Below are 21,149 nucleotides of genomic sequence, written 5' to 3' on the forward strand. Positions count from 1 at the left end.
CCGCCTTTTTTGCTTATTGTTCACTGTCAATTGCTTACTGTTAAATGTTGAATGACTTGGCCAGCCGGATGCCGGTGAACTGCCAGCGTTTATCGGCGTGGAAGAAGTTGCGGTAGCTGACGCGGGCGTGGCTTTGCGGCGTGGCGCAGGAGGCGCCGCGCAGCACCAGCTGGTTGACCATGAACTTGCCGTTGTACTCGCCCAGGGCGCCGGCCGCGCGGCGGTAGCCGGGGTAGGCGTGGTAGGCCGAGTAGGTCCACTGCCAGCACTCGCCCAGCAGCTGGTGGCACCGGTTGGGGTCGGCCGAGGGGGGTAGGGGCTGGGGGTCGAAGCGGCTGCTTTCCAAATAGTTGTCACCTTCGGCCAGCAGACCGGCGGCGCCGAAGTGGCGGGCCGCGGCTTCCCATTCGGGCTCGGTGGGCAGGCGGGCGCCGGCCCAGGCGGCGTAGGCGTCGGCCTCGTAAAAGCTCACGTGCGTGACCGGCGCGGCCAGGTTCAGCGGCTGCAAGCCGTGGTGGGTGAAGCGCTGCCACGCCCGCGTCTTCTCATCCGGCCGAACCCAGTAGAGCGGCGCGGCCCACCCTTCGCGCTGCGCTAAGTCCCAGCCCTCGCCCATCCAAAACCGGAAATCCTGGTAGCCGCCGGCCTCGATAAATTGCAGGTACTCGGCATTGGTCACGAGCCGGTTTTGCAGCTCAAAGTCGGCCAGCAGGACCGCGTGCGCCGGCAGCTCATTATCAAAGCAAAACCCTTCCGGCTGCTGAAAGCCAATGCGGTGCACCCCGCCCGGCACTTTTAGGAAGGAGGAATCAGGGATGAGGAAGGGGGAATTATTATCTGGTAATTCTCCCTTCCTCATTCCTAAGTCCTCATTGACCAAATAAGCGGGCGCTAATGGGCTGGTACTGAGGATGTACTTAATATCAGTGGCCAGCAGCTCCTGGTGCTGCTGCTCGTGCTGGAGGCCCAGCTCCACCAGCTCCAGGGCGGCGGGGGGGGGTAGGGAGTTGCCGGCCCCGGGGCTGAGCAGGCGGACCATGTGGGCATCGACGTAGGCGCGGTAGCGGTACACGTCGGCCAGCGGCGGACGCGAGAGCGTGCCGCGGTCAGCGCGGTTCACGCGCGAGCCCAGCGAATTGTAGTAAGAGTTGAACAGAAAAGCATATTCCGGGTGAAACAGCTCATAGTCAGGCAAATATTCGCGCAGCAGCAGCGTTTCCCAAAACCAGGTTGTGTGGGCCAGGTGCCACTTGGGCGGGCTCACGTCGATGGTGGGCTGCACGACGGTGTCTTCGGGCAGCAGCGGCTGGCACAGGGCCACCGACTGCGCCCGCACGGCCCGGTAACGGACCAGCAAAGGGTGGGCGGCGGCGGGCGGCGCGGCAAGAGTAGAGGGGGAGGATTGCACGGGGAAGCGGGTGCGGCGGCCAGGGCAGCGAGGAAGGTTCAGGGCAGCAACCACAAAAGCCGGCCGCGGGTTGCGGGCTGGCGCCGCGGCAGCCTGCGGCAGCCCGCAGCCGGCTTTCAGTTGCCGCCGCAAGCGGGCGCAACAAGTACGTAGAAACTGGTCCGTACAAGTTGGTATTTTTAGTCAGCTTGCTGTGGTTGTCATAACCTATTGAGCTTTAAATAATTTGTCAGTCCAGCGAGCAGGTTTTCTGCACCCCGTTATTCTTTTCCTCCTTTTTTTATGTCCATTCCTCTGATTGCTACCCCCGCTGCCGAGTCAGTCAGACCGGCTGAAGCAACTGTCAAGGTTGCTACCCGCCCTGCCAACCGCGTGGGTACTAAAAGCCGCCGCGGCTTTGCCGCAATGGACCCCGAAACCCAGCGCCGCATTGCCAGCGAGGGTGGCCGGGCCTCGCACGAGAGTGGCCGCGGCCACCGCTTCAGCACCGCCGAAGCCCGCGCTGCCGGCCGCAAAGGCGGTCTGGTGAGCCGCAAAGGCAAGAAAGCATAACGCTGCGCTTAATTAGGAATGAAGAATGAGGAATTACAGCGGCGACCTTTGCCACAATTCTTGCCTCATTCTTCATTCCTAGTTAAGCGCGGCATAAATGCTTGGTCTGACTCACTCGCGGCGCGTGCTGCGCTTCAACTTTCCGGCCCGCACCTCACGCGGGGCGCTGGCCGAGCACACGACCCACTACCTGCACCTGCACGACGGGCCCCCCGCGGCTTTGGGTGCGGAGAGGGGGGTAGGGATTGGCGAAGCGGCTCCGCTGGCGGGCCTCAGCCCTGATTTCAAGCCGGGCTTTGAAGCGGAAGTGGCCGATTTGTGTTGGCGCTTTAACGCCGCGGGCTACGCCGATTTCGGGGCCGCGCAGGTGCCGGAGCTGGTGCCGGCCCACCTGCCCGCGCTGCGCTTCGCCCTCGAAACCGCTGCCCTCGACTATGCTGGCGGCGGGCGGCGGCAGCTCTACCCCAATGCTTTTGCCGCCGGCCACACCGGCCTGCCTATCAACGGCCTGGTCTGGATGGGCGATGCCGCCTTCATGCGCGAGCAAATCGAGCAAAAGCTGGCCGCTGGCTATTCCTGCCTGAAGCTCAAAATCGGCAGTCTTGATTTCGCCACTGAGCTGGCTTTGCTGGCCGAAATCCGCGCCGTAGCCAGCCCCGCTGAGCTGACCTTGCGCGTCGATGCCAACGGCGCCTTCTCGCCTGCTGAGGTGCCCGCCAAGCTGGCGGCGCTGGCGGAGTTCGCCCTTCATTCCATCGAGCAGCCGCTGCGGGCCGGGCAGTGGGCGGCGCTGGCGGCGCTCTGCCGCGCTTCGCCCGTGCCCATTGCCCTGGATGAGGAGCTGATTGGCCTCACCGACCCGGCCGCGCAGGAAAAGCTGCTGGCCGCTGTGCGCCCGGCCTACCTCGTGCTCAAGCCCACGCTGCTTGGCGGCCACGCCGCCACCCGCCGCTGGATTGAGCTGGCCCAGGCCCACGGCCTGGGCTGGTGGATTACCTCGGCCCTGGAGTCAAACGTGGGCCTTAATGCCGTGGCCCAGCTCACGGGCGAGTACGACGTGGCCGGCTTTGCCCAGGGCCTGGGTACCGGGCAGCTCTACCACAACAACGTGGCCGCCCCACTGCGCATCGCGCGCGGCGAACTGCACTTCGACCCCGCCGGCCGCTGGGAGCAGCCCTGAGCCAGCGGGGGGGGGTAGGGGGCGGCGCCGGGCGCTACAGATTCATGCCGCCCGACACTTCCAGCCGCTGGCCGTTAATCCAGCGGGCTTCCTCGGTGCACAGAAACGCCACCACGCCGCCGATGTCGTCGGGCAGGCCGACCCGGCCCAGGGCCGTGGCGCCGGCCAGGTAGGCGTTGACCTGCGGGTTGTCGCGCACGGCGCCCCCGCCAAAGTCGGTTTCGATGGCGCCGGGCGCCACCACGTTGGCCGCAATGCCGCGCCCGCCCAGCTCCTTGGCCAGGTAGCGGGTGAAAACTTCCACCGCGCCTTTCATGCTGGCGTAGGCCGAGTAGCCGGGGTTGGAAAACCGCGCCAGCCCCGAGGAGATGTTGATGATGCGGCCCCCGTCGCGCAGCAGCGGCAAGGCCTTTTGAGTCAGGAAGAAAACGCCCTTGAAGTGAATATTAAACAGCTCATCGAAGTCCGCTTCCTGGGTTTCGGCAAAGGGGGCGTGCACGCCGGTGCCGGCGTTGTTGATTAGAAAGTCGAAGCCTTCCGCGCCGAAGGTGTCGCGCAGCGCGGCGCTGACCTGCGTATAAAAGGCCTCAAAGCTTTTCACTGCCGCCGTGTTGAGCTGCAGGGCCGCGGCCTTGCGCCCCAGGGCCGTAATCTCGGCCACGGTGGCGGCGGCCTCGTCCTGCTTGCTGTGGTAGGTGAGGATGACGTCGGTGCCCTGGCGGGCCAGGCTCAGGGCCATGTTTTTGCCCAGGCCGCGGCTGCCGCCAGTGACGAGCGCAATTTTGGAAGATGGGGGTGTCATGGGAGAAGGGGGGGTAGGGAAGGGGATGAAATGGATGAGGTGAAGCCCTGAAAAGTGTGCGGCCCCCAGCGCGCGGCAAGTGCCCGCCCTGGTCTTTTGCTGCTCTTTGGCGACGGCACAAAGGTCCGGCCGGCTGGCGGCAGCGCGGTTGCGCCCGCCAATCCGTTTTTTGCGCCATTCAAATTATTCCTACCCCCCTTACCTGCGGAAGGCGGCCGGCGAAAACGAGGTCTGCCGCTTGAAGAAGTTGGAGAAGTGCGCCACCTCAGCGAAGCCCAGGCTGGCGGAAATCTCCGAAATGTTCCAGCTCGTTTGCTTGAGCAATATCTTGGCTTCCTGCGTGAGCCGGCCCCCAATCAGGTCGGTGGTGGTGCGGCCGGTGTTTTCCTTGAGCACCTTGTTGAGGTGGTTGACGTGCACGGCCAGGCGGTCGGCGTAGTCCTTGGCCGTGCGCAGGGCCAGCCGCTGCTGCGGGGTTTCGATGGGAAACTGCCGCTCCAGCAGCTCAATAAACAAGGACGTCACCCGCGCCGCGGCCGTGTGGGCCGGATACAGAGCCGTGGCCGGCTGGAGCTTCTGCCCGAAGTGCACCAGCTCCAGCACGTAGTTGCGCAGCAAATCGTACTTATAGGCGTAGTCCGACGTGATTTCGCGCTGCATCTTGGCGAAGATGGCCCCGATTTCGGCGCTCTCCGGCTCCGACACCGCAAACACGGGGTAGCCGCCGGCCTTGAAAATGGGCAGCTCGTCGAGCACCACGCCGCTCTTGGCCGGCAGCAGAAACTCGGGGGTGAAGATGCAGAAGCTGCCGGCCTGAGCGGCATCCTGCGGCAGCCAGTGGTAGGGCACTTTGGGCGTGGCAAAAAGCAGGGCATGGCGCTCAATTTCAATCACTTTGTCGGCGTACTCGGCCCGGTTGCGCCCGCTGATGAGGCTGATTTTGTAGTACGCCCGGCGGTCGTAGGGCATGGCGGCGGTCTTCTCGCGGCCTCTGAACAGGTCGGCTACGTTGAAGATGTTGAAGTGCCCGACTTCCTGCTGAATGCCGGGTGGCAGCAGCGCGCTTAGCTCGGTGGCCGCGCCGGTCGCCAGCTGGTCGTAAAACTCTTCGAGCGAGATGCTTTGCATGGCCGGCTTGATTTGCGAAATTCAAAGGTATGGCCGCCGGCGTCGCCGAAGGCTGGCCGGAGAAGCGCGGGCCGGCGATAAAGGCAGCGCGGTGGTCAGCCCGGCCTGGTGTGGTGCCGGCTCAGCTCCCTGCTCCGGCCCGCCCCGCGGCCCGGCGCTGAATCATAGCGAATCCCGGAATTTATACTGCTGATTTATGCTTAAATTACCCGGCATAGTGCGCGCCGGTTTATGCTCTCCTTAGAAATATCACGTTGGGCATTCACACCTGCCCGGCCTGGCGTCCGGTCAGGCCGGGCGGCGCGCCTGCTGCTTTTGCTGCTTTTGCCGCTGCTATGCGGCCCCGCGCCGGCCCTGGCCCAGCGCTGGAACGTGCCGCTGCGGCCCGTGCGCCTGCGGCATTCCCTACCCCCCCTGCCTCAGCAGCTGGTCTCGCGGCCGGGCGTGCCGGAGCCCCTGCCGTTTCTGTTCGACAGGCCGGGGCGGCGGCAGGTGGTGCTGCCCCTGACGGTGCAGCGCAACCTGCTCATCGTCAGCTTTATGGTCAATGGCATTGGGCCGCTCAATTTCATGCTCGACAGCGGCGTGGGCACGGCCATCCTCACCGACCCCAACGTGGCCGACTCGCTGCGCCTGCGCCGCGGGCAACCTTACCGCGTGGTGGGCTCGGGCGGCGAAGACGCGGGCTTGCTGGCCCACGAAGTCGAGGGCGTGCGCCTGAGCGCGAACCACGTGGTGGGCCCCAGCCTGCGGATGCTGGCCCTCTCCGAGGACGTGCTCAACCTTTCGGGCTACGTCGGGATGCCTATCCACGGCATCCTGGGCTCCGAGCTGTTCCGCTCGTTCGTGGTGAGCGTCGAGCCCGAGGCCCACCGGCTGGTGCTCACGGCGCCCGACCGCTACCGGGCGCCGCGCGGCGGGCGCTGGGCCAGTCTGCCGCTCACCATCATCGCCCACAAAGCCTACCTCCACCTGCCCGTCCAGGTCAGCGACTCGCTGGCCCTGCCGCTGCGGCTGGTGCTCGATACCGGTGCCGGCCACGCTTTGTCCCTGGAGGCGGGCTCGGCGCCGCAGCTGCAAGTGCCGCCCCAGCGCCTGCGCACCGACCTGGGCCGGGGCCTGTCGGGCTTCATTCGCGGCTACCTGGGCCGCGTCACGGCCCTGCAGCTGGGCCGCTACCGCCTGCCGGCCGTGCTCACCTCGTTTCCCGACTCCAATCAGGTGCGCGGCCGCGTCACGGTGCCCCGCAACGGCAATGTGGGCTTCGAGCTGCTCAAGCGCTTTTCAGTCGTCATCGACTACCCCCACCGCCGCCTGCTGCTGCGCCCCAACGCCCAGTACCGCGAGCCCTTCGAGCACGACATGTGCGGCCTGGATTTGGTGGCGGCCGGCCCCGACTTCCGCCGCTACCTGGTTTTGCGCGTGACGCCCGACTCGCCGGCCGCCTCGGCGGGCCTGCTGGCCAACGATGAGCTGGTCAGCATCAACCTGCTGCCCACCAACATGCTCTCGATGACCCAGCTCAGCCGCCTGTTTCACTCCTACGATGGCCGCGCCCTGCTGCTGCTGGTGCGCCGCGCCGATGGCGAGCTGCACACCGTCACGCTGCGGCTCCGGCGCCAGATTTGAGGGGGGTAGGGAACAACGGCCTGTAGAGACGCAATATCTTGCGTCTCCTCGCCGTGCGAGGGGTGCAGTAATCCTGGCTCTATTGGGCACCCTACCCCTCCTCCCGCTGGGAAACGCAACGTATGGCGGCTATGCTTTTCCCTGGCCGGGCTAATCCTGAACCCTGCGCAAGCTGAACAAAACCCTTACATTCGGATTCCCTACCCCCCTTCTACTTCTCGGCCTCGTTCCTCCTCCATGCCGGCACTTGCTTCTTCGGTTCCGCCGCCCGCCGTCCGGGCCAACCAGCACATCTACGACGAGTTTTTCGAGGAAGAATTCACCCGCACCATCGACGAGAACATTTTGCAGGTGCTGGACCGCGTCTGGTTTCGCTCCGAGCTGGTAGGCTTCGACAACTTTCCGCAGCGCAACAACCCCGACCGGCCGCTGATTTTCGCCTCCAACCACTCCGGCATGGCTTTCCCCTGGGATGCCATCGTGGGGCTGGCCCACCTGTTCCGGGCCCTGCCCAGCCGCCGCGACATGCCCCGGCCGCTCTCGGCGCCCCTGCTCTCCCAGACGGCCCTGATGAACCCGTTTCTGCTGCGCGATTTCTGGCGCAAGTCCGGCTCCGTGGATGCCACGACGCTGAACTTCGAGACCATGATGTACTACAACGACTACAACCTCATGCTCTACCCCGAGGGCGTGCCCGGCATCGGCAAGGGGTTCAACCGCAAGTACCAACTCCAGCGCCTGGCCACCAGCATGGTGCGCCTGAGCCTCATGCATGGCACCGACATCATGCCCTTCTACACCATCAACGCCGAATACCTCAATCCCTACGCCTATTCCTGGGACTGGATTAACCGCTTCACCAAGAAAATCGGCATCCCGTTTCTGCCCCTCACACCGCTCTTGCTGCTGGTGCTGGTGCAGCCCTGGGCGTTCTACCTGGCCTTGCCGGCCAAGCTGGTTTTTGTGATGGGCACCCGCATTCGCCCCACCGAGCTGACCGGCAAAAAGCACGACGAGTTGAGCCGCGACGAGCTATTGGCCCTGAGCGAGCAAATCCGCCAGCGCATGCAAGTCGAGCTGGACGCTGCCGTGCGCGCCCACGGGCAGCGGCCCTACCGCTGGCGCGAGCTGTGGCAGCGCCTGAAGGAAAACCGCCGCTACTTTCCTTTCTTTTTTCCCTTCGCCTGGCCGGCCGTGTTCACCGAGTTCGAGCGTCTCTACGTCCGGGAGGGCCGCCGCAATTTCCGGATGCAGCTCGACCGCCCCGGCGCCTTCTGGCGCATGGTGTGGCGCAACCCCATCACGCTGGCCTACTTCATTCCGCTACTGGGCTGGATTCCGTTGGCCATCAAGGGCTACCGCAACCACAGCCTGGGCAAAAAAGCCGCCGCCCACCGCGCCAAGTAGCCGCCGCGCTACCGCCGGGTGTGCGTTTGCACGAAGTCGAGGGGTAGGGAGCCGCCGGGCACCGGCGCAAGCACCCGCACCGTGTCGGCCGCGTCGAAGCGCGGGAAATACACGAAGCCGCGCACCTGCTGGCCGGGCTCTAAGGTCACTTTGCGCAGGGCATAATCCTGCAAGTTGAGGGCGCGCAGGTGCAGGGCGTCGGCCGCAATGGCGTGACCGATTTTGTTGGCCGTCGAGGCCACCTGGTAGGTCACCACGGCGTCGTGCAGGGCGTCGCGGCTTTGGGCCTGGCTGGGCGTTTCCCGTTTGCCGATGCTGGCCACATCCACGGCCACGCTCGTGATGGCCAGCGCCGCGCCGAGCCAGTCGAAGCGGTTGGCCTTGGCGGCGGCCCGCTCGGCGGCGGCTTGCAGAGCCGTGATTTCCGGCTCCGGGTCGAAGGCGGCTACCGGCTGGGCCGGCAGCGCGGGCAGCAGCTGGGCCGCCGCTGCCGCGGCTACGGTGGCGCTTACTGCGGCGCCCGGCGCGGGCCTGGGCCGGCGCGTAGGTGCGGCCAATGGCGCCGGCTCGGTCCGGCGGGGCTGGTAGGCAAATTTGGCCGGCGCCACCACCAGCCGCTGCCCGCGCGTGGGGTTGCGGTACACGGCCTCAAACACCATCCGCGAGGCCTCAAAGCACACGAAGCTCAGCCGCACCTCCACGCTGTCGGCCGTGAAGGCCCGCGCCTGCTCGCGCCCTTCCACGAACAGATTACTGGGCCGGACCGGCTTCAGGTCAACATAGAAGCTGGGCGCGCAGGCCGTGGTAAGCCAGCTCAGCACCAGCAAAGTCGGGAGCAGGAAGTAGTGATGACGCATCGCCAGCGGGGCTTGGTGGGAGAAGAGGGGGGTAGGGAAACGCTTGCCGGAACGCGGCGCGAGCAACCGGAAAAACCGTCTTTCTCAGACGGAGCCGCCGGCCGGCCGCAACGTTGCATGGTCCCCAGCAAGTTATACATTTATGCGCTCTGATGCTAGCGGCAAGGCAAGCTGCCCGCCCGCTTCCGCCCCAAACGACGGCCACCTGCGCCGCCCCGCCGCCAGCGGCACGGCCCCGAACACGTGCGCAGAGTGCTCTTGCTGGCTCACCGCCCACTCGCGCCCCACCCATTTGCCCGCTGGCGCCAGGGCTTCCTCCCCGATTTCAGATAAAACCAAAGCGGCCCGCCCGGCATAGTGCCGGCGGGCCGTTTCCAAAATCCGAGATTACGTGGAAGGATGAATAAATTCTTTGGCCGTCAAGTTGGCGCTGGCGAAAAAGCCGGTTTACCGGGCCTGCTGCTAGTCGGCCACCTCCAAGTATTTGGAGTTATGAGTTAAAAGCTATGAAGTATGAGTTAGCGTCAAAATCTGGCTTGCCACCTGCTCATAACTTATAATTTTTAACTCATAATTCATCCTGTCACGCCTGCCACAGCTCCTGCTGCACCTGCTTGCCCACCGTGAGCATGATGCGCACGGGGCTGGGAATGAGCGTGATGCGCGCTTCCTTGCCCGGATATTTCTCTGAATCAACCCAGACGCCTTCCTTAGGCGTGGGCGGCACGCCGGGGCGGCTGGGCAGGTAGGCGGTGGGCAGCAGTACGTCGGTGTCCGACTGCAAGTCGGTGTGCACTTTCTCCAGGGCCGCCTCCAGGTAGTCGCCGTATTGCTCGTTGAAGTCGTCTTCGAGGTCGTGCAGGGCTTCCTCCACGTCGTCGTAGCGGGCATCATCATACTTGAGGCCTTGCAGCTCCTGTTTTTTCCCGATGAGGGCCAGCAAGGCAGTGTTGAGTTCTTCGGTATTCATAGAAAAAAGAGCAAAAAGACAAGCCAGCCGACGAGCCAGCCAGCGCAAATGTGCGCACGAAACCGCAAACGCCCCAGCCCCCGGCCCCTACCCCCCCGCAGCCGGCCCAAGCCCGGTTCGGCCCAAACCCGTATTTTTACCCGCGCCCGCTACCTTATTATGCTGTCCCTTTCCCTACCCCCCACCCCGCATGGAAACCATGACCTCGCCGGCCGCGCTGGCCCATCCCGCCCAGGACTTTTTGCCCCTGCTCGGCACCGACCACGTTGAGTTCTACGTCGGCAATGCCAAGCAGGCGGCCTACTACTACCAGGCCGCCTTTGGCTATGAACTGGTGGCCTACGCCGGTCCCGAAACCGGCCGCCGCGACCGGGCCTCCTACGTGCTCCAGCAGGGCAAAATCCGCCTTGTGCTCACCACTTCGCTGCTGCCTGACTCCGACATCACGCGCCACGTGGCTGAGCACGGCGACGGCGTGAAGGTGATGGCGCTTTGGGTTGACGACGCGCGCAAGTCGTTCGAGGAAACCACCCGGCGCGGCGCGCGGCCCACGTTTGAGCCGTATGTAGTTGAGGATGAGTTCGGCACGGTCACGTTGGCGGGCATCTACACCTACGGCGAAACCATTCACACCTTCGTGGAGCGCAAGAATTATCGGGGTGCGTTTCTGCCCGGCTTCGTGGCCAAAACGAGTCTGGTGCCGGCCGGCCCGCCCGTGGGGCTGCTGCACATCGACCACTGCGTGGGCAATGTGGGCTGGGGTGAAATGAACCAGTGGGTGAAGTTCTACGAGGACGTGATGGGCTTCAAGCTGCTGCTCACTTTCGATGACGACGATATTTCCACGGAGTATTCGGCCCTCATGTCGAAAGTCGTTTCCAATGGCAATGGCTACGTCAAATTCCCGATTAACGAGCCGGCCGAGGGCAAGAAAAAGTCGCAGATTGAGGAATACCTCGACTACTATCACTCGCCCGGCGTGCAGCACATTGCCATCGCCACCAATGATATTCGCGCCACCGTCACGGAGCTGCGCCGCCGCGGCGTCGAGTTCCTGACCGTGCCCGCCGCCTACTACGACGACCTATTGGAGCGCATCGGCGCCATCGACGAGGATTTGGAGTCCATTAAGGCGCTCAACCTGCTCGTGGACCGCGATGAGGAAGGTTATCTGCTGCAAATCTTCACCAAGCCCGTCGAAGACCGGCCCACGGTATTCTACGAAATCATTCAGCGCAAAGGCGCCAAGAGTTTCGGCAAAGGCAATTTCAAGGCGTTATTTGAGGCCATCGAGCGCGAACAGGCGTTGCGCGGCAATTTGTAGCGCGGATTTTCACTGCAGAAAACGCAGGTATTTACGCGGAGGAAGTGCAGCAGATATTATGACAAGCAGAGTTCCCCGGCATGGGAATATGGTGGGCCTTTTCATACTAAACGATGGCTGTATGAAGGTATTGGTTGTACTTTCGGTTACCACGAACTAGCTTATGTTAACCCGGCTACACATTGTTGGCTTTAAGAATTTAGTCGATACGGATGTTCGGTTTGGTCCGTTTACCTGCATTGCTGGCGCAAACGGCGTAGGTAAGTCGAATTTGTTCGACGCCATCCGTTTCCTCAGCAATCTGGCTACGTACCCGTTGCGGGAAGCGGCCTTGATGGTTCGCGACGAGCAAAACAAGGCCGGTGATTTGAGGAGCCTGTTTACGCGCACCGGCAACCGCTACGCCGACACGATGAAATTAGAGGCTGAAATGATTATTTCAGCCAAAGGAGAAGATGATTTGGGCCAGCCGGCCACTGCAAAAATTACTTTTCTTCGCTACAAGCTGGAGCTTGGCTACGAAGAGGAGACAATGCTCAGCACGGTTAGCCGCCTCGTAATCCGGCACGAGGAACTGGCGTACATCAACCTGAGTGAAGCCAAAAAACAATTGGGTTTTCCGCATTCCACCGAGTGGCGCAAAAGCGTCGTCACGGGGCGGCGGACGGTAGAGTTTATCAGTACCGAGCAAGCCGAAAACGGCTTGTTTATTCGCCGGCACCAGGAAGGTCCCGGCCAGCCGCAGCCGTATGCGGCCAGCAAGCTTATGCGCACGGTCCTCTCGTCAGTCAATGCCGGCGAGGCCGCCACGGCGGCGTTGGCCAAACGGGAAATGCAGTCGTGGCAATTGTTACAGCTGGAGCCTACCGCCCTCCGCAATCCCGACCCCATTGACGCGCCGGCGGTGCTGAGTGCGAATGGATTGCATCTGCCGGCTACGCTTTATCGGTTGCGGCGCACGCGGGGCGAAGGGGTGTACGCCCGCATCGGCAGCCGGCTGGCCGAATTAAACGAAGACGTGCGCCACGTGCAGGTGGAACGGGACGACAAACGCGATTTGCTGGTGGTGGAAGTAACGGACCGTTCCGGTACGCAACATCCGGCGCGTGCCTTATCGGATGGCACCTTGCGCTTTTTAGCCCTCACGGTAATCGAAGAAGACGACCAGGTGGGAGGAGTGCTGTGCCTGGAAGAGCCGGAAAACGGCATTCACCCCGCCCGCATTGCCGCCATGCTGGATTTGCTGCGCGACATTGTTACGGACACCGAAGAAAAGGTGGAAGAAGGCGTCAAACTGCGGCAGGTCATCATCAATACCCATTCGCCGGCAGTAGTGAACAGCCTGCCGGCCGACACGCTGGTGATTGCCATTCGGGTGAAAGACACAGACAGCCAGGGTCAGCTGAGCAACCAAGTGCATTTTGCGGCCGTGCCGGAAACCTGGCGCACGAAAATGGACGAACCAGCCGAGTCCGTTACGCTGGATAAATTATTGGCTTACCTAAGTCCGGACGGCGAGCCTTACCCCGCACCACCCGAGGCAGTTGAGTCCGCCAAAAAGCCGCTGGCGAAGCCGCGCCGACTGCGCGACCATATCAACCAACAACTGAACATTTTTGAGCAGGCGCTCCAGTTGTTGTGATGTCCTTGCTAACCGCGACCTTAATTGCCGACGGTAGTTCGGATAGTTTGTTGAAACCTATTCTGGAATGGGTTCTGGCGCAATACCTGCCGGCCGGCACGACAGTGGACATCCGAGTGCCGGAGTGGGGACGCTTGCCGCTGTCCCGTCCGCTACGAACGCTGCCGGAAAAACTATTGGCCGCCCAACAGTTCTTTCCTGCCGACCTGTACTTTATCCATCGGGATGCGGAAAAGGACAGCACGTGGCCTTTGCGCAACCAGGAAATAGACGAAGGTGTGGCGAAGGTTTTTCAACAAAAATTTCCGGTGTATGCCCGTGTGGTACCGGTGCAAATGACCGAAACATGGCTGCTGCATAACGAGGACGCTATCCGGTTGGCCGCCGAAAATCCAAGTGGCCGCATGGCGTTGCCGCTGCCTGATGTACACAGTTTGGAGCTGTTAAAGCAAGCTAAAACCGTTCTGCTGGCTATTCTACGGGAAGCCAGTGGGCTTACAGGCCGGCGGCTACTCAGATTTGAGGCGCATGAACGCCGCCGACTGCACCGGCTGGTTGACTTGCAACAGGAGGAAGGCTTTCACGCCTTGAGAGCATTGCCTGCCTTTCAAAGACTGGAAGAAGAAGTCAGCAGGGCGGTCGATTTACTTTATAGCAAATAAGTACATTGTAATTGCTAGCTCCTCTTTCGGCCCAATGCAAGCTTCTTTACCCTTCCACTGCCGTATTATACGCCTCTACCTTAGCAATCCTAATTTCCCTACCCCCCTTCATGGCTCTTACCTCCGAAATTCAGCAGCGCATTACCTCCTGGCTCACCGCCGACTACGACGCCGACACGCAGGCTGAAATCCGCCGCCTGCAAGCCGAAAACCAGGATGACTCGCTCAACGATGCTTTCTACCGCAGCCTGGAGTTTGGCACCGGCGGCCTGCGCGGCCTGATGGGCCCCGGCTCGAACCGCATGAACCGCTACACGCTGGGCATGGCCACGCAAGGCCTGTGCAACTACTTGAATAAGAGCTTCCCCGGCCAGGAAATCAAAGTGGCTGTGGCCCACGACTCGCGCAACAACAGCCGCGTATTCGCCGAAACCGCGGCCGGCGTTTTCTCCGCCAATGGCATCACGGTTTATTTGTTCGAGGCCCTGCGTCCTACCCCCGAATTATCGTTTGCCATCCGGCACCTCGGCTGCCAGAGCGGCTGCGTCATCACCGCCTCGCACAACCCCAAAGAATACAACGGCTTCAAGGTCTATTGGGAAGACGGCTCACAGGTGGTAGCGCCGCACGACAAGAATATTATTACCGAAGTAAACGCTATTTCCAGCGTCACGGAAGTTAAGTTTCAAGCCAATGATGCGCTCATTAAGTACGTCAGCACCGAGATAGACGCAGCGTATTTAGCCCAGGTTAAGCAGTTGAGCATCAACCCGGCCGCCATCGCCGCGCAGCACGATTTGGGCATCGTGTACACGCCCATCCACGGCTCCGGCATCACGCTCGTGCCGGGCGCGCTGGCCGCCTTCGGCTTTACTAATGTGAGCGTCGTGGAAGCGCAGGCTACGCCCGACGGTAACTTCCCCACCGTCGTATCGCCCAACCCCGAGGAAAAAGCCGCTATGCAAATGGCGCTCGACCAAGCCAAGAAGCAAAACGCTGATATCGTGCTCGCTACCGACCCTGACGCCGACCGCGTAGGCGTCGGCGTGAAAGACGACAAAGGCGACTGGGTGCTGCTCAACGGCAACCAGACCGCCGCCCTGCTCACCTACTACCTGCTCTCGGCGCGCGAAAAAGCCGGCCGCCTCACCCCGCAAGACTACATCGTCTACACCATCGTCACGAGCGACATCCTCGGCGACGTGGCCCGGCACTACGGCGTGAAAAGCTACCAGACGCTGACCGGCTTCAAGTACATCGCCGGCCTGATGCGCGAGTTTGAGGGCAGCCAAACGTATATCGGCGGCGGCGAAGAGAGCTACGGCTTCCTCATCGGCGACTTCGTGCGCGACAAGGACGCCGTGTCGGCCTGCGCCATGATTGCCGAAATGGCGGCCGTCGCCAAAGCCGCCGGCCGCACGCTGTATCAGGAAATGACGCAGATGTACGCCCAGTACGGCCTCTACGTCGAAGACCTGATTTCGCTCACCAAAAAAGGCCAGCGCGGCGCCGAGGAAATCCAGGAAATGATGGCCGGCCTGCGCCAGAGTCCGCCCGCCCGCATTGCTGATTTAGCGGTAGTGGAAATCCGGGACTACCAGACCGGCAAAATTTTCAACCTGCGCACCGTGCTCGAAACCGAAACCGGCCTGGAAAGCTCCAACGTGCTGCAATTCATCCTCGAAGACGGCAGCAAGATTTCGGCCCGCCCCAGCGGCACCGAGCCTAAAATTAAGTTCTACTTCAGCGTAAAAGAGCCGATGGAATCAGTGGCAGATTTTGACGCGGCCACGCAGCGCGCACAAAATAAGATTAGGGCGATTATTGCCGATTTGCAGCTGTAATAAACAATTGCTTGAACCCACTGCGGCGCCTGAGTTGGCTTAACAGGGTAGCTTGGTGATAAGAAAGGGGGGTAGGGAAACTAAAAATCTTGTGGGATGAAGCTAGTAGCCTTTCGGTTGCTAGCCTCATCCCACAAGATTCTTTCTAATAACTAAAGAAGTTTTTGACCCCCAGTCAGCGGTAGTAGGTATTATTTCGGCGCATATTTAAGACTTGCAGAATTAATACTTGAGTCGGGCTTACCACTTCATAAACCAAGCGGTATTTTTTACCAACGAGCAGCGTTCTGATTTCGGCTTGACGTTCAGGAGCATGAACCCATAGCTGGCCAGACTGTGGGTTAGTTTCCAACTGATTTGCTTTCTCAAGCAGCAAACTAATTGTTTGGGTCTCGGCGGTGGCGCTGGTTTCTCGCAAGAACTCGGCTATCTCGGCTAGGTTGTTAGCGGCTACCCGGCTCCAGCGGACCAGCGCTATTTGGTCTGCCATTGCTGCGCCAGTGCGGCAACTTCCGCCGAGGAATAGGTTTCTTCGTTAGCACCTTGCCGGCGCGCTTCGTGAAATTGTGCCGTTAGCTCGTCGTCGGAAATACTCTGCGCTACAGGATTACCCTGGTGCGTGAGGCCCCGCGCCGCCACGAAGTGCTGTAGTTCGGCAAACGCCGCCTCATCGAGCAGCAGAATTTGCTGAATGAAATTCAATTTTTCGGCTGCTAAATTCATTTTTTTGGCGATGAATGAGCTTAAAGTTACGCACCAAATTAGCTTATACCCGCTAATACTCCTACCCCCTACTCCCCCCGCCGGGGCAGCGTCATCAGCAATATCAGAAACGCCACGCCGCCTAGGCTGTACCACGTAATCACGGGCAGCCCGCGGTAATACGGCATCTGTGCGGAGTAATGGCCCAGCAGGCTCAGGCCGGCGAAAACCAAGCTGCCCAGCGTGAGCAGGGCCAGAATGGTGCGGGTTACGAGCTGATCAGCTTTGCGCAGGAGCGTGTTGTAGCCGCTCAGCTCCACTTTTACGCGCAGCTCGCCCTTGCTGATTTTGCGCACAATCTGGCGCACGTCGGCGGGCAGGGTTTGGACGAGTGCTAATAGTTGCTGGCCGGTGTACTGCGCCTCGCTGATGATATTGTCGCGCGAATATTGCTCGGCGATGATGCGCTGGCCGTAGGGCGCCACGAACTCGAAGGTGTTAAAGCTGGGGTGCAATACCTTACCGATACCTTCGAGAATAACTAAAGCGCGCAGAATTAAAAATACCGCACCTGGTACTTGTAATTTATAATCGTAAATAATGGTTTGCAGCCGGTCGGCGAGGTCCGACATGCTCATTTCCTTCACGTCGAGCGTCGTGAAGTCTTCGATAAGCTGATTTAGATCGGCCTCGAAGGTGCGCATATCCGGAATTTCCGCCGTCAGGGCCAGACGGCGGAAATTCAGGGCCATGCTGCGCGCATCCTGGCGGGCCATGCCGATGAACACGCCCGCGAAGGCGTATTTCTGCTGCTTGGTGAGCTTGCCCACCATGCCGAAATCAATCAGGATGATGCTGCCGTCGGGGCGCACGAGCACGTTGCCGGGGTGCGGGTCGGCGTGGAAAATACCGAACTCAAAGATTTGAGTTAAGTAAATATCCATACCCGTTTCAGCTATTTTCGCGGGGTCGAGATTCCAGCTTACTAATTGCGCTTTATCCGTGATTTTGCAGCCGCTGACGAACTCAATTACCAGTATTCGCGCAGTGCTGAATTCGCGGTAAGGCTTGGGAATATAGAACGTCTGGTAATTCTCGTAGAGCTTGCGAAACTGCTCCATGCTGCGCGCCTCGGACGTGTAGTCCAGCTCCTTGGTCATGCTGCGCTCGAAAGCGTCGACCACGTCCTGCGGGTTGGCCAGGCCCTGCTTGCTGAGGAAGCCGCTGGTCAGGCGCACCAGCTCGTGCAGCAACGCCAAGTCGGAGCGCACTTTCTCCTGCACGCCGGGGCGCTGCACCTTCACCACCACTTCCTCGCCCGTGCGCAGCCGCGCCCGGTGCACCTGCCCGATACTGGCCGAGCCCAGCGGCACGTCGTCAAACTCGCTGAACACCTCGCTCATCCCGCGGCCCAGCTCCTGGGTGATGATGGCGCGGGCCTCGGCCACCGGGAAGGGCGGCACGTTGCTTTGCAGCTTCTCAAACTCGTCAATCAGCGCCTCGGGCAGCAGGTCGGCGCGGTTGCTCAAGGCCTGGGCCAGCTTGATGAAGGTGGGGCCTAACTCCTCGATGATGAGCCGGATACGCTCCCAGCGGCTGGTGTCGAACACCGTGCGCTCGTCGCGCTGCCAGCGTAGGCGCCGGCCCGCGCCCACGAGGCGCCGCAGCGGCGTGGTCGTCACCACATCCTCGAAGCCGTAGCGCAGGAGCACTTCGGAAACCTGGCGGATGCGGGAAAGATTGGAGAGCGTGTTTTTGAACATGAGCGGCAAATTGCGCAGATTTTCAGGGATGACGGGCGGATTATTTCAACGGCATTCCCTACCCCCTTCGGGCGCGGCAAGGGGGGTAGGGAAGGGGCGGGGCCGGCGGCGCTAGCCGGCGGGCTGAAGAGCAGAAGCCGCCGAAACTCAAAACCCCGTCTGCAACAAAGCAAACGGGGTTTTAAGCGCTGAACAACGCAGAATTAACTGTTCTGACTTTCGGCCGGCTGGCTGCCGTCCGGGTTGGCGGGGACGGCTTTTTTGGCGGCGGGCTTTTGGGTGGCGCCCGATTTGGCGGCCGGGCGCTGGGCAGTGGAGGCGGTGCTGCTCACGCTGTCGGCGGCTTTTTTCGCGGTACCAGCGGCTTTGCTGGCGGCGCTACCAGCTCGGCCGCTGCCGGCTTTGCTGCTCCCGGCGGGCTTGCTGGCGCCGCTCTTAGCGGTTTTGGAAGCTTTGCCGCTCATGCCCACGGTCTTCATCATGCTGTCAGTCAGCCCCTTGAACTGCGTTTCCAGCTCCTTAACCTTGGTCTCGCTGCTCTTCATCATGTCATCAACAATCTTCTTGCCTTCCTGCTCCGAGATTTTGCTTTCCTGCACCAGCTTGTCGATGGTGCTCTGCACGCGCTTGTTGCCCTGCGAGATAAAGCCCACGCCGGCATTGACGAACTTCTTGAACAAATCTTCCATGATGAAAAAAGGGTAGGAGTGAAAAGGAAAACGGAAATTAGTTAACGGCAAAAGACTTGCCCGACAAAAGTAGTATGCAAGCCGAGTAGTTTAACGCAAATTATACTTCATTTAACTACTATAATAGCGCGCCGGGACTTTGCCGTAGTGTAAAAATAGCTGTTGAGTCTCAGTAAGTCCTGGTTTGGCATTTACGCCGCTCAATAAGAGGAAAACCTTGGCGGAGCGGCTCGGCGGTCGTGAGGATACGATTAAGAGCGATAAAGCCCGGCGGGACAATCTCAATCCGGGTCCGGTTGAGGTTGTCCCGCCGGGCTTTGCCTTATTTCCCTACCCCCCTCCGTCCCGACTAACCTCATGCTGACCGGTAAGCGGCCTTACCGGGGTTGGTCAGGGGTTGGTCAGGATGAAGGGGAGTAGGGAAATGGTGGTTAGTGGCAGCGCTGTTTGGCGGGGCCGGACTACGCCAAATCGGCCAGCTCCAGCCAGCGCTCTTCCTTGGCCTCGACTTCTTGCGCCAGGGCCTGCAACCGCGCGCCCCAGGCGGCAAACTCCTGCGGCGAGCCGCTGCCGCCGTTGAGCCTGGCCGTGAGGTCCTGCTTCTCGGCTTCGAGCGCGGCGAGGGCTTTTTCCAGCTGCTCGTACTCCTTTTTCTCGGCGAAAGAGGCGCGGCGCCGGGCGGGCGAGGGTGCCACGGCGGTGCTCACGGCCGCCGGCACCGGCCCGGATGCCGCCAGGGTTTTGGCGGCGGCGCGGGCGGCTTTGGCAGCTTTCTCCTCAACCTCTAGCGCCGCTTCGGTTTCGCGCTCTTCCAGATACTCGCGGTAGTCGGTGTAGTTGCCGGGGAAGTTGAGCACCGCGCCGCCGGGCTCCAGCACGAAGAGGTGCTCGGCGAGGTGGTCGAGGAAGTAGCGGTCGTGGCTGACTATCAGCAGGCAGCCAGTGAAGTGCAGCAGGAAATCTTCCAGGATGTTGAGCGTGCCCAAATCGAGGTCGTTGGTGGGCTCGTCGAGAATCAGAAAGTTGGGATTCTTGATGAGCACGCGCAGGAGCTGCAAGCGCCGCTTTTCCCCGCCCGAAAGCTTGTTGACCAGCGTGTACTGCTGGGCCGGCGGAAACAAGAACAGGTTCAGGAACTGGCTGGCCGTGAGCACGTCGCCATTGGCCAGCTCCACGACTTCGGCCACTTCCTTCACAATATCAATCACGCGCTGGCTGGGGTCGAATTCCAGTTCGGTCTGGGTGTAGTAGCCAAACACGGTGGTCTGCCCCACGTCGATGCTGCCGGAATCGGGCTTCAGCTTGCCCGTGAGCATATTCATCAGCGTCGATTTCCCTACCCCGTTCGGCCCCACGAGCCCGATGCGGTCCTTTTTTTTGAACACGTAGCTGAAGTCATCGAGCACCACGTTGTCGCCGAACTTTTTGTTCAAGTGGCTGGCCTCGATAATTTTACCGCCCTGGCGGGTCGTTTTCACGCTCAGCTCAATCTGCTGCTGATTGAGGTTGGTGCTGGCCTTTTCCTTGGTGATGTAGAAGGCGTCGATGCGGGCTTTCTGCTTGGTGCCGCGGGCCTGCGGCATCCGGCGCATCCACTCCAGCTCCTTGCGAAACAGGTTGCGGGCTTTTTCTACTTCGGTGGCTTCGCGCAGCTCGCGGTCGGCTTTCTTCTCCACGAAGTAGGCGTAGTTGCCCTGGTAGCGGTACATCTGCCCGCGGTCCAGTTCCACGATTTCGTTGGCCACTTTGTCGAGAAAGTAGCGGTCGTGGGTCACCATGAGCAGCGTCAGGGTCGGGGAGGCCAGCCGGTTTTCGAGCCACTCAATGGTGCTGAGGTCCAGATGGTTGGTCGGCTCATCGAGCAGCAGCACCTCCGGCTCCTCAATCAGCACCCGCGCCAGGGCCACGCGCTTGCGCTGCCCGCCCGAGAGCTGGCTCACATTGCGCGTCAGCAATTCGCCCAATATCCCCAGCCGGCCCAGAATCTGCTGCACCTGCGCCTCATAGTCCCAGGCGTTGAGCGCGTCCATGCGCTCCATAACGCGCTGCAAGTCGTCGGACTTATGATTCGCATCATTGACGACGTGCTCATATTCCTTGATGGCTTTGAGCGTGTCGTTCTGGGAGGCGAAGATGGTTTCTTCCACCGTCAGCTTTTCATCGAACACCGGCTGCTGGCCCAGATACGCCACGCGGATGCCCTTGCGGGTGCTCACCAGGCCGGTGTCGGGGATTTCCAGGCCGGCCAGCACGCGCAGCAGCGTGGTTTTGCCCGTGCCGTTGATGCCGACGAAGGCAATGCGCTGACCCTGTTGCAGGCCAAAATTCAAGTCTTTAAACAGCCAGCGGTCGGCGTAATTCTTCGAGACGTTCTCGGCGGATAGCAGATTCATAGGCCGCAAAGGTACGGCCGGGGGGATGGGGGAATGACTCCTCGGCTGCGGAAGGGGGGTAGGAAATTCGCCTTCGGGCAGGGACTATCTCAACAGCTCGCCAATCTAAAACTTTGTTTTGTTAAAAATAAAAATAGTAACTTTGTTATAAATTACTTTGTTATAAATTACTTTGTTATAAATTACTTTGTTATAAA

At 61.2% G+C, this 21,149-nt stretch carries 18 protein-coding genes; 8 read left to right on the forward strand and 10 right to left on the reverse strand.

The window, feature by feature from the left end:
- Nucleotides 1-40: 40 nt before the first annotated feature.
- Entirely contained in the window at nt 41-1,408 is a 1,368-nt protein-coding gene (gene egtB / locus ACFE70_RS18670; RefSeq protein ID WP_375419302.1) for an ergothioneine biosynthesis protein EgtB, read from the reverse strand.
- Nucleotides 1,409-1,690: 282 nt separating this feature from the next.
- Here egtB and ACFE70_RS18675 point away from each other — a divergent pair, with 282 nt between their 5' ends.
- Together ACFE70_RS18675 and ACFE70_RS18680 are read left to right on the forward strand one after the other, a co-directional pair.
- Nucleotides 1,691-1,960 carry a KGG domain-containing protein gene (locus ACFE70_RS18675; RefSeq protein ID WP_375419303.1) on the forward strand — a complete coding sequence of 90 codons (270 nt, stop codon included), beginning with the start codon at nt 1,691-1,693 and terminating at the stop codon, nt 1,958-1,960.
- Nucleotides 1,961-2,057: 97 nt separating this feature from the next.
- The gene (locus ACFE70_RS18680) at nt 2,058-3,140 is read left to right on the forward strand and encodes an o-succinylbenzoate synthase (RefSeq protein WP_375419304.1); all 1,083 of its coding nucleotides are present in this window, start codon (nt 2,058-2,060) and stop codon (nt 3,138-3,140) included.
- A gap of 34 nt (nt 3,141-3,174) precedes the next feature.
- Here ACFE70_RS18680 and ACFE70_RS18685 read toward each other — a convergent pair whose 3' ends face one another.
- The gene (locus tag ACFE70_RS18685) at nt 3,175-3,942 is read right to left on the reverse strand and encodes an SDR family NAD(P)-dependent oxidoreductase (RefSeq protein WP_375419305.1); all 768 of its coding nucleotides are present in this window, start codon (nt 3,940-3,942) and stop codon (nt 3,175-3,177) included.
- A gap of 198 nt (nt 3,943-4,140) precedes the next feature.
- Nucleotides 4,141-5,070 (reverse strand): helix-turn-helix domain-containing protein, encoded by a 930-nt coding sequence (locus ACFE70_RS18690; RefSeq protein WP_375419306.1) that lies wholly within the window; start codon nt 5,068-5,070, stop codon nt 4,141-4,143.
- A gap of 324 nt (nt 5,071-5,394) precedes the next feature.
- On the opposite strand from ACFE70_RS18690, the gene ACFE70_RS18695 reads away from it, so the two are divergent.
- Nucleotides 5,395-6,699 carry a PDZ domain-containing protein gene (locus ACFE70_RS18695; RefSeq protein WP_375419307.1) on the forward strand — a complete coding sequence of 435 codons (1,305 nt, stop codon included), beginning with the start codon at nt 5,395-5,397 and terminating at the stop codon, nt 6,697-6,699.
- Nucleotides 6,700-6,936: 237 nt separating this feature from the next.
- A complete protein-coding gene (locus tag ACFE70_RS18700) occupies nt 6,937-8,106 on the forward strand; it encodes a hypothetical protein (protein ID WP_375419308.1) in 1,170 nt (389 codons plus the stop codon).
- A gap of 8 nt (nt 8,107-8,114) precedes the next feature.
- Here ACFE70_RS18700 and ACFE70_RS18705 read toward each other — a convergent pair whose 3' ends face one another.
- Complete coding sequence (locus tag ACFE70_RS18705) at nt 8,115-9,029, reverse strand: hypothetical protein (protein ID WP_375419309.1); 915 nt, start codon at nt 9,027-9,029, stop codon at nt 8,115-8,117.
- A 517-nt stretch (nt 9,030-9,546) separates the two neighbouring features.
- Nucleotides 9,547-9,933, reverse strand: a complete 387-nt coding sequence (locus tag ACFE70_RS18710; RefSeq protein ID WP_375419310.1) for a hypothetical protein — start codon at nt 9,931-9,933, stop codon at nt 9,547-9,549.
- Nucleotides 9,934-10,123: 190 nt separating this feature from the next.
- Between ACFE70_RS18710 and hppD the strand changes: the two genes are divergently transcribed.
- The 4 genes from hppD to ACFE70_RS18730 all read left to right on the forward strand — a co-directional run bounded on the left by hppD (nt 10,124) and on the right by ACFE70_RS18730 (nt 15,405).
- On the forward strand, nt 10,124-11,257 hold the full coding sequence (gene hppD, locus ACFE70_RS18715; RefSeq protein WP_375419311.1) for a 4-hydroxyphenylpyruvate dioxygenase: 1,134 nt from the start codon (nt 10,124-10,126) through the stop codon (nt 11,255-11,257).
- Between the two features lie 163 nt (nt 11,258-11,420).
- Complete coding sequence (locus ACFE70_RS18720; protein WP_375419312.1) at nt 11,421-12,899, forward strand: AAA family ATPase; 1,479 nt, start codon at nt 11,421-11,423, stop codon at nt 12,897-12,899.
- Nucleotides 12,899-13,561 (forward strand): hypothetical protein, encoded by a 663-nt coding sequence (locus ACFE70_RS18725; protein ID WP_375419313.1) that lies wholly within the window; start codon nt 12,899-12,901, stop codon nt 13,559-13,561. Before ACFE70_RS18720 ends, ACFE70_RS18725 begins: the two co-directional genes overlap by 1 nt.
- Nucleotides 13,562-13,671: 110 nt before the next feature.
- On the forward strand, nt 13,672-15,405 hold the full coding sequence (locus tag ACFE70_RS18730; protein ID WP_375419314.1) for a phospho-sugar mutase: 1,734 nt from the start codon (nt 13,672-13,674) through the stop codon (nt 15,403-15,405).
- A 175-nt stretch (nt 15,406-15,580) separates the two neighbouring features.
- Here the strand turns inward: ACFE70_RS18730 and ACFE70_RS18735 are convergent, their stop codons facing one another.
- The 5 genes from ACFE70_RS18735 to ACFE70_RS18755 form a co-directional block, all read right to left on the reverse strand.
- Nucleotides 15,581-15,895 (reverse strand): type II toxin-antitoxin system RelE/ParE family toxin, encoded by a 315-nt coding sequence (locus tag ACFE70_RS18735; protein ID WP_375419315.1) that lies wholly within the window; start codon nt 15,893-15,895, stop codon nt 15,581-15,583.
- Nucleotides 15,880-16,128: a hypothetical protein gene (locus ACFE70_RS18740; protein WP_375419316.1), complete on the reverse strand. Its 249-nt coding sequence runs from the start codon at nt 16,126-16,128 to the stop codon at nt 15,880-15,882. Before ACFE70_RS18740 ends, ACFE70_RS18735 begins: the two co-directional genes overlap by 16 nt.
- 68 nt (nt 16,129-16,196) lie before the next feature.
- Nucleotides 16,197-17,870, reverse strand: coding sequence for an ABC1 kinase family protein (locus ACFE70_RS18745; RefSeq protein ID WP_375419317.1), 1,674 nt, complete (start codon nt 17,868-17,870; stop codon nt 16,197-16,199).
- Nucleotides 17,871-18,073: 203 nt separating this feature from the next.
- The gene (locus ACFE70_RS18750; protein ID WP_375419318.1) at nt 18,074-18,559 is read right to left on the reverse strand and encodes a phasin family protein; all 486 of its coding nucleotides are present in this window, start codon (nt 18,557-18,559) and stop codon (nt 18,074-18,076) included.
- Between the two features lie 461 nt (nt 18,560-19,020).
- The gene (locus ACFE70_RS18755; RefSeq protein ID WP_375419319.1) at nt 19,021-20,952 is read right to left on the reverse strand and encodes an ABC-F family ATP-binding cassette domain-containing protein; all 1,932 of its coding nucleotides are present in this window, start codon (nt 20,950-20,952) and stop codon (nt 19,021-19,023) included.
- Nucleotides 20,953-21,149: the final 197 nt, after the last annotated feature.

The organism is uncultured Hymenobacter sp., assembly GCF_964243305.1.
In the GTDB taxonomy this organism is placed as follows: domain Bacteria; phylum Bacteroidota; class Bacteroidia; order Cytophagales; family Hymenobacteraceae; genus Hymenobacter.

Coding starts and splice junctions, on each gene's coding strand:
- ACFE70_RS18745 (WP_375419317.1), bottom strand. CDS start 17,870: ATGTTCAAAAACACGCTCTCCAATCTTTCCCGCATCCGCCAGGTTTCC.
- ACFE70_RS18680 (WP_375419304.1), top strand. CDS start 2,058: ATGCTTGGTCTGACTCACTCGCGGCGCGTGCTGCGCTTCAACTTTCCG.
- ACFE70_RS18685 (WP_375419305.1), bottom strand. CDS start 3,942: ATGACACCCCCATCTTCCAAAATTGCGCTCGTCACTGGCGGCAGCCGC.
- ACFE70_RS18710 (WP_375419310.1), bottom strand. CDS start 9,933: ATGAATACCGAAGAACTCAACACTGCCTTGCTGGCCCTCATCGGGAAA.
- ACFE70_RS18720 (WP_375419312.1), top strand. CDS start 11,421: ATGTTAACCCGGCTACACATTGTTGGCTTTAAGAATTTAGTCGATACG.
- ACFE70_RS18700 (WP_375419308.1), top strand. CDS start 6,937: ATGCCGGCACTTGCTTCTTCGGTTCCGCCGCCCGCCGTCCGGGCCAAC.
- ACFE70_RS18735 (WP_375419315.1), bottom strand. CDS start 15,895: ATGGCAGACCAAATAGCGCTGGTCCGCTGGAGCCGGGTAGCCGCTAAC.
- ACFE70_RS18675 (WP_375419303.1), top strand. CDS start 1,691: ATGTCCATTCCTCTGATTGCTACCCCCGCTGCCGAGTCAGTCAGACCG.
- ACFE70_RS18730 (WP_375419314.1), top strand. CDS start 13,672: ATGGCTCTTACCTCCGAAATTCAGCAGCGCATTACCTCCTGGCTCACC.
- ACFE70_RS18755 (WP_375419319.1), bottom strand. CDS start 20,952: ATGAATCTGCTATCCGCCGAGAACGTCTCGAAGAATTACGCCGACCGC.
- ACFE70_RS18725 (WP_375419313.1), top strand. CDS start 12,899: ATGTCCTTGCTAACCGCGACCTTAATTGCCGACGGTAGTTCGGATAGT.
- hppD (WP_375419311.1), top strand. CDS start 10,124: ATGGAAACCATGACCTCGCCGGCCGCGCTGGCCCATCCCGCCCAGGAC.
- ACFE70_RS18690 (WP_375419306.1), bottom strand. CDS start 5,070: ATGCAAAGCATCTCGCTCGAAGAGTTTTACGACCAGCTGGCGACCGGC.
- ACFE70_RS18750 (WP_375419318.1), bottom strand. CDS start 18,559: ATGGAAGATTTGTTCAAGAAGTTCGTCAATGCCGGCGTGGGCTTTATC.
- ACFE70_RS18740 (WP_375419316.1), bottom strand. CDS start 16,128: ATGAATTTAGCAGCCGAAAAATTGAATTTCATTCAGCAAATTCTGCTG.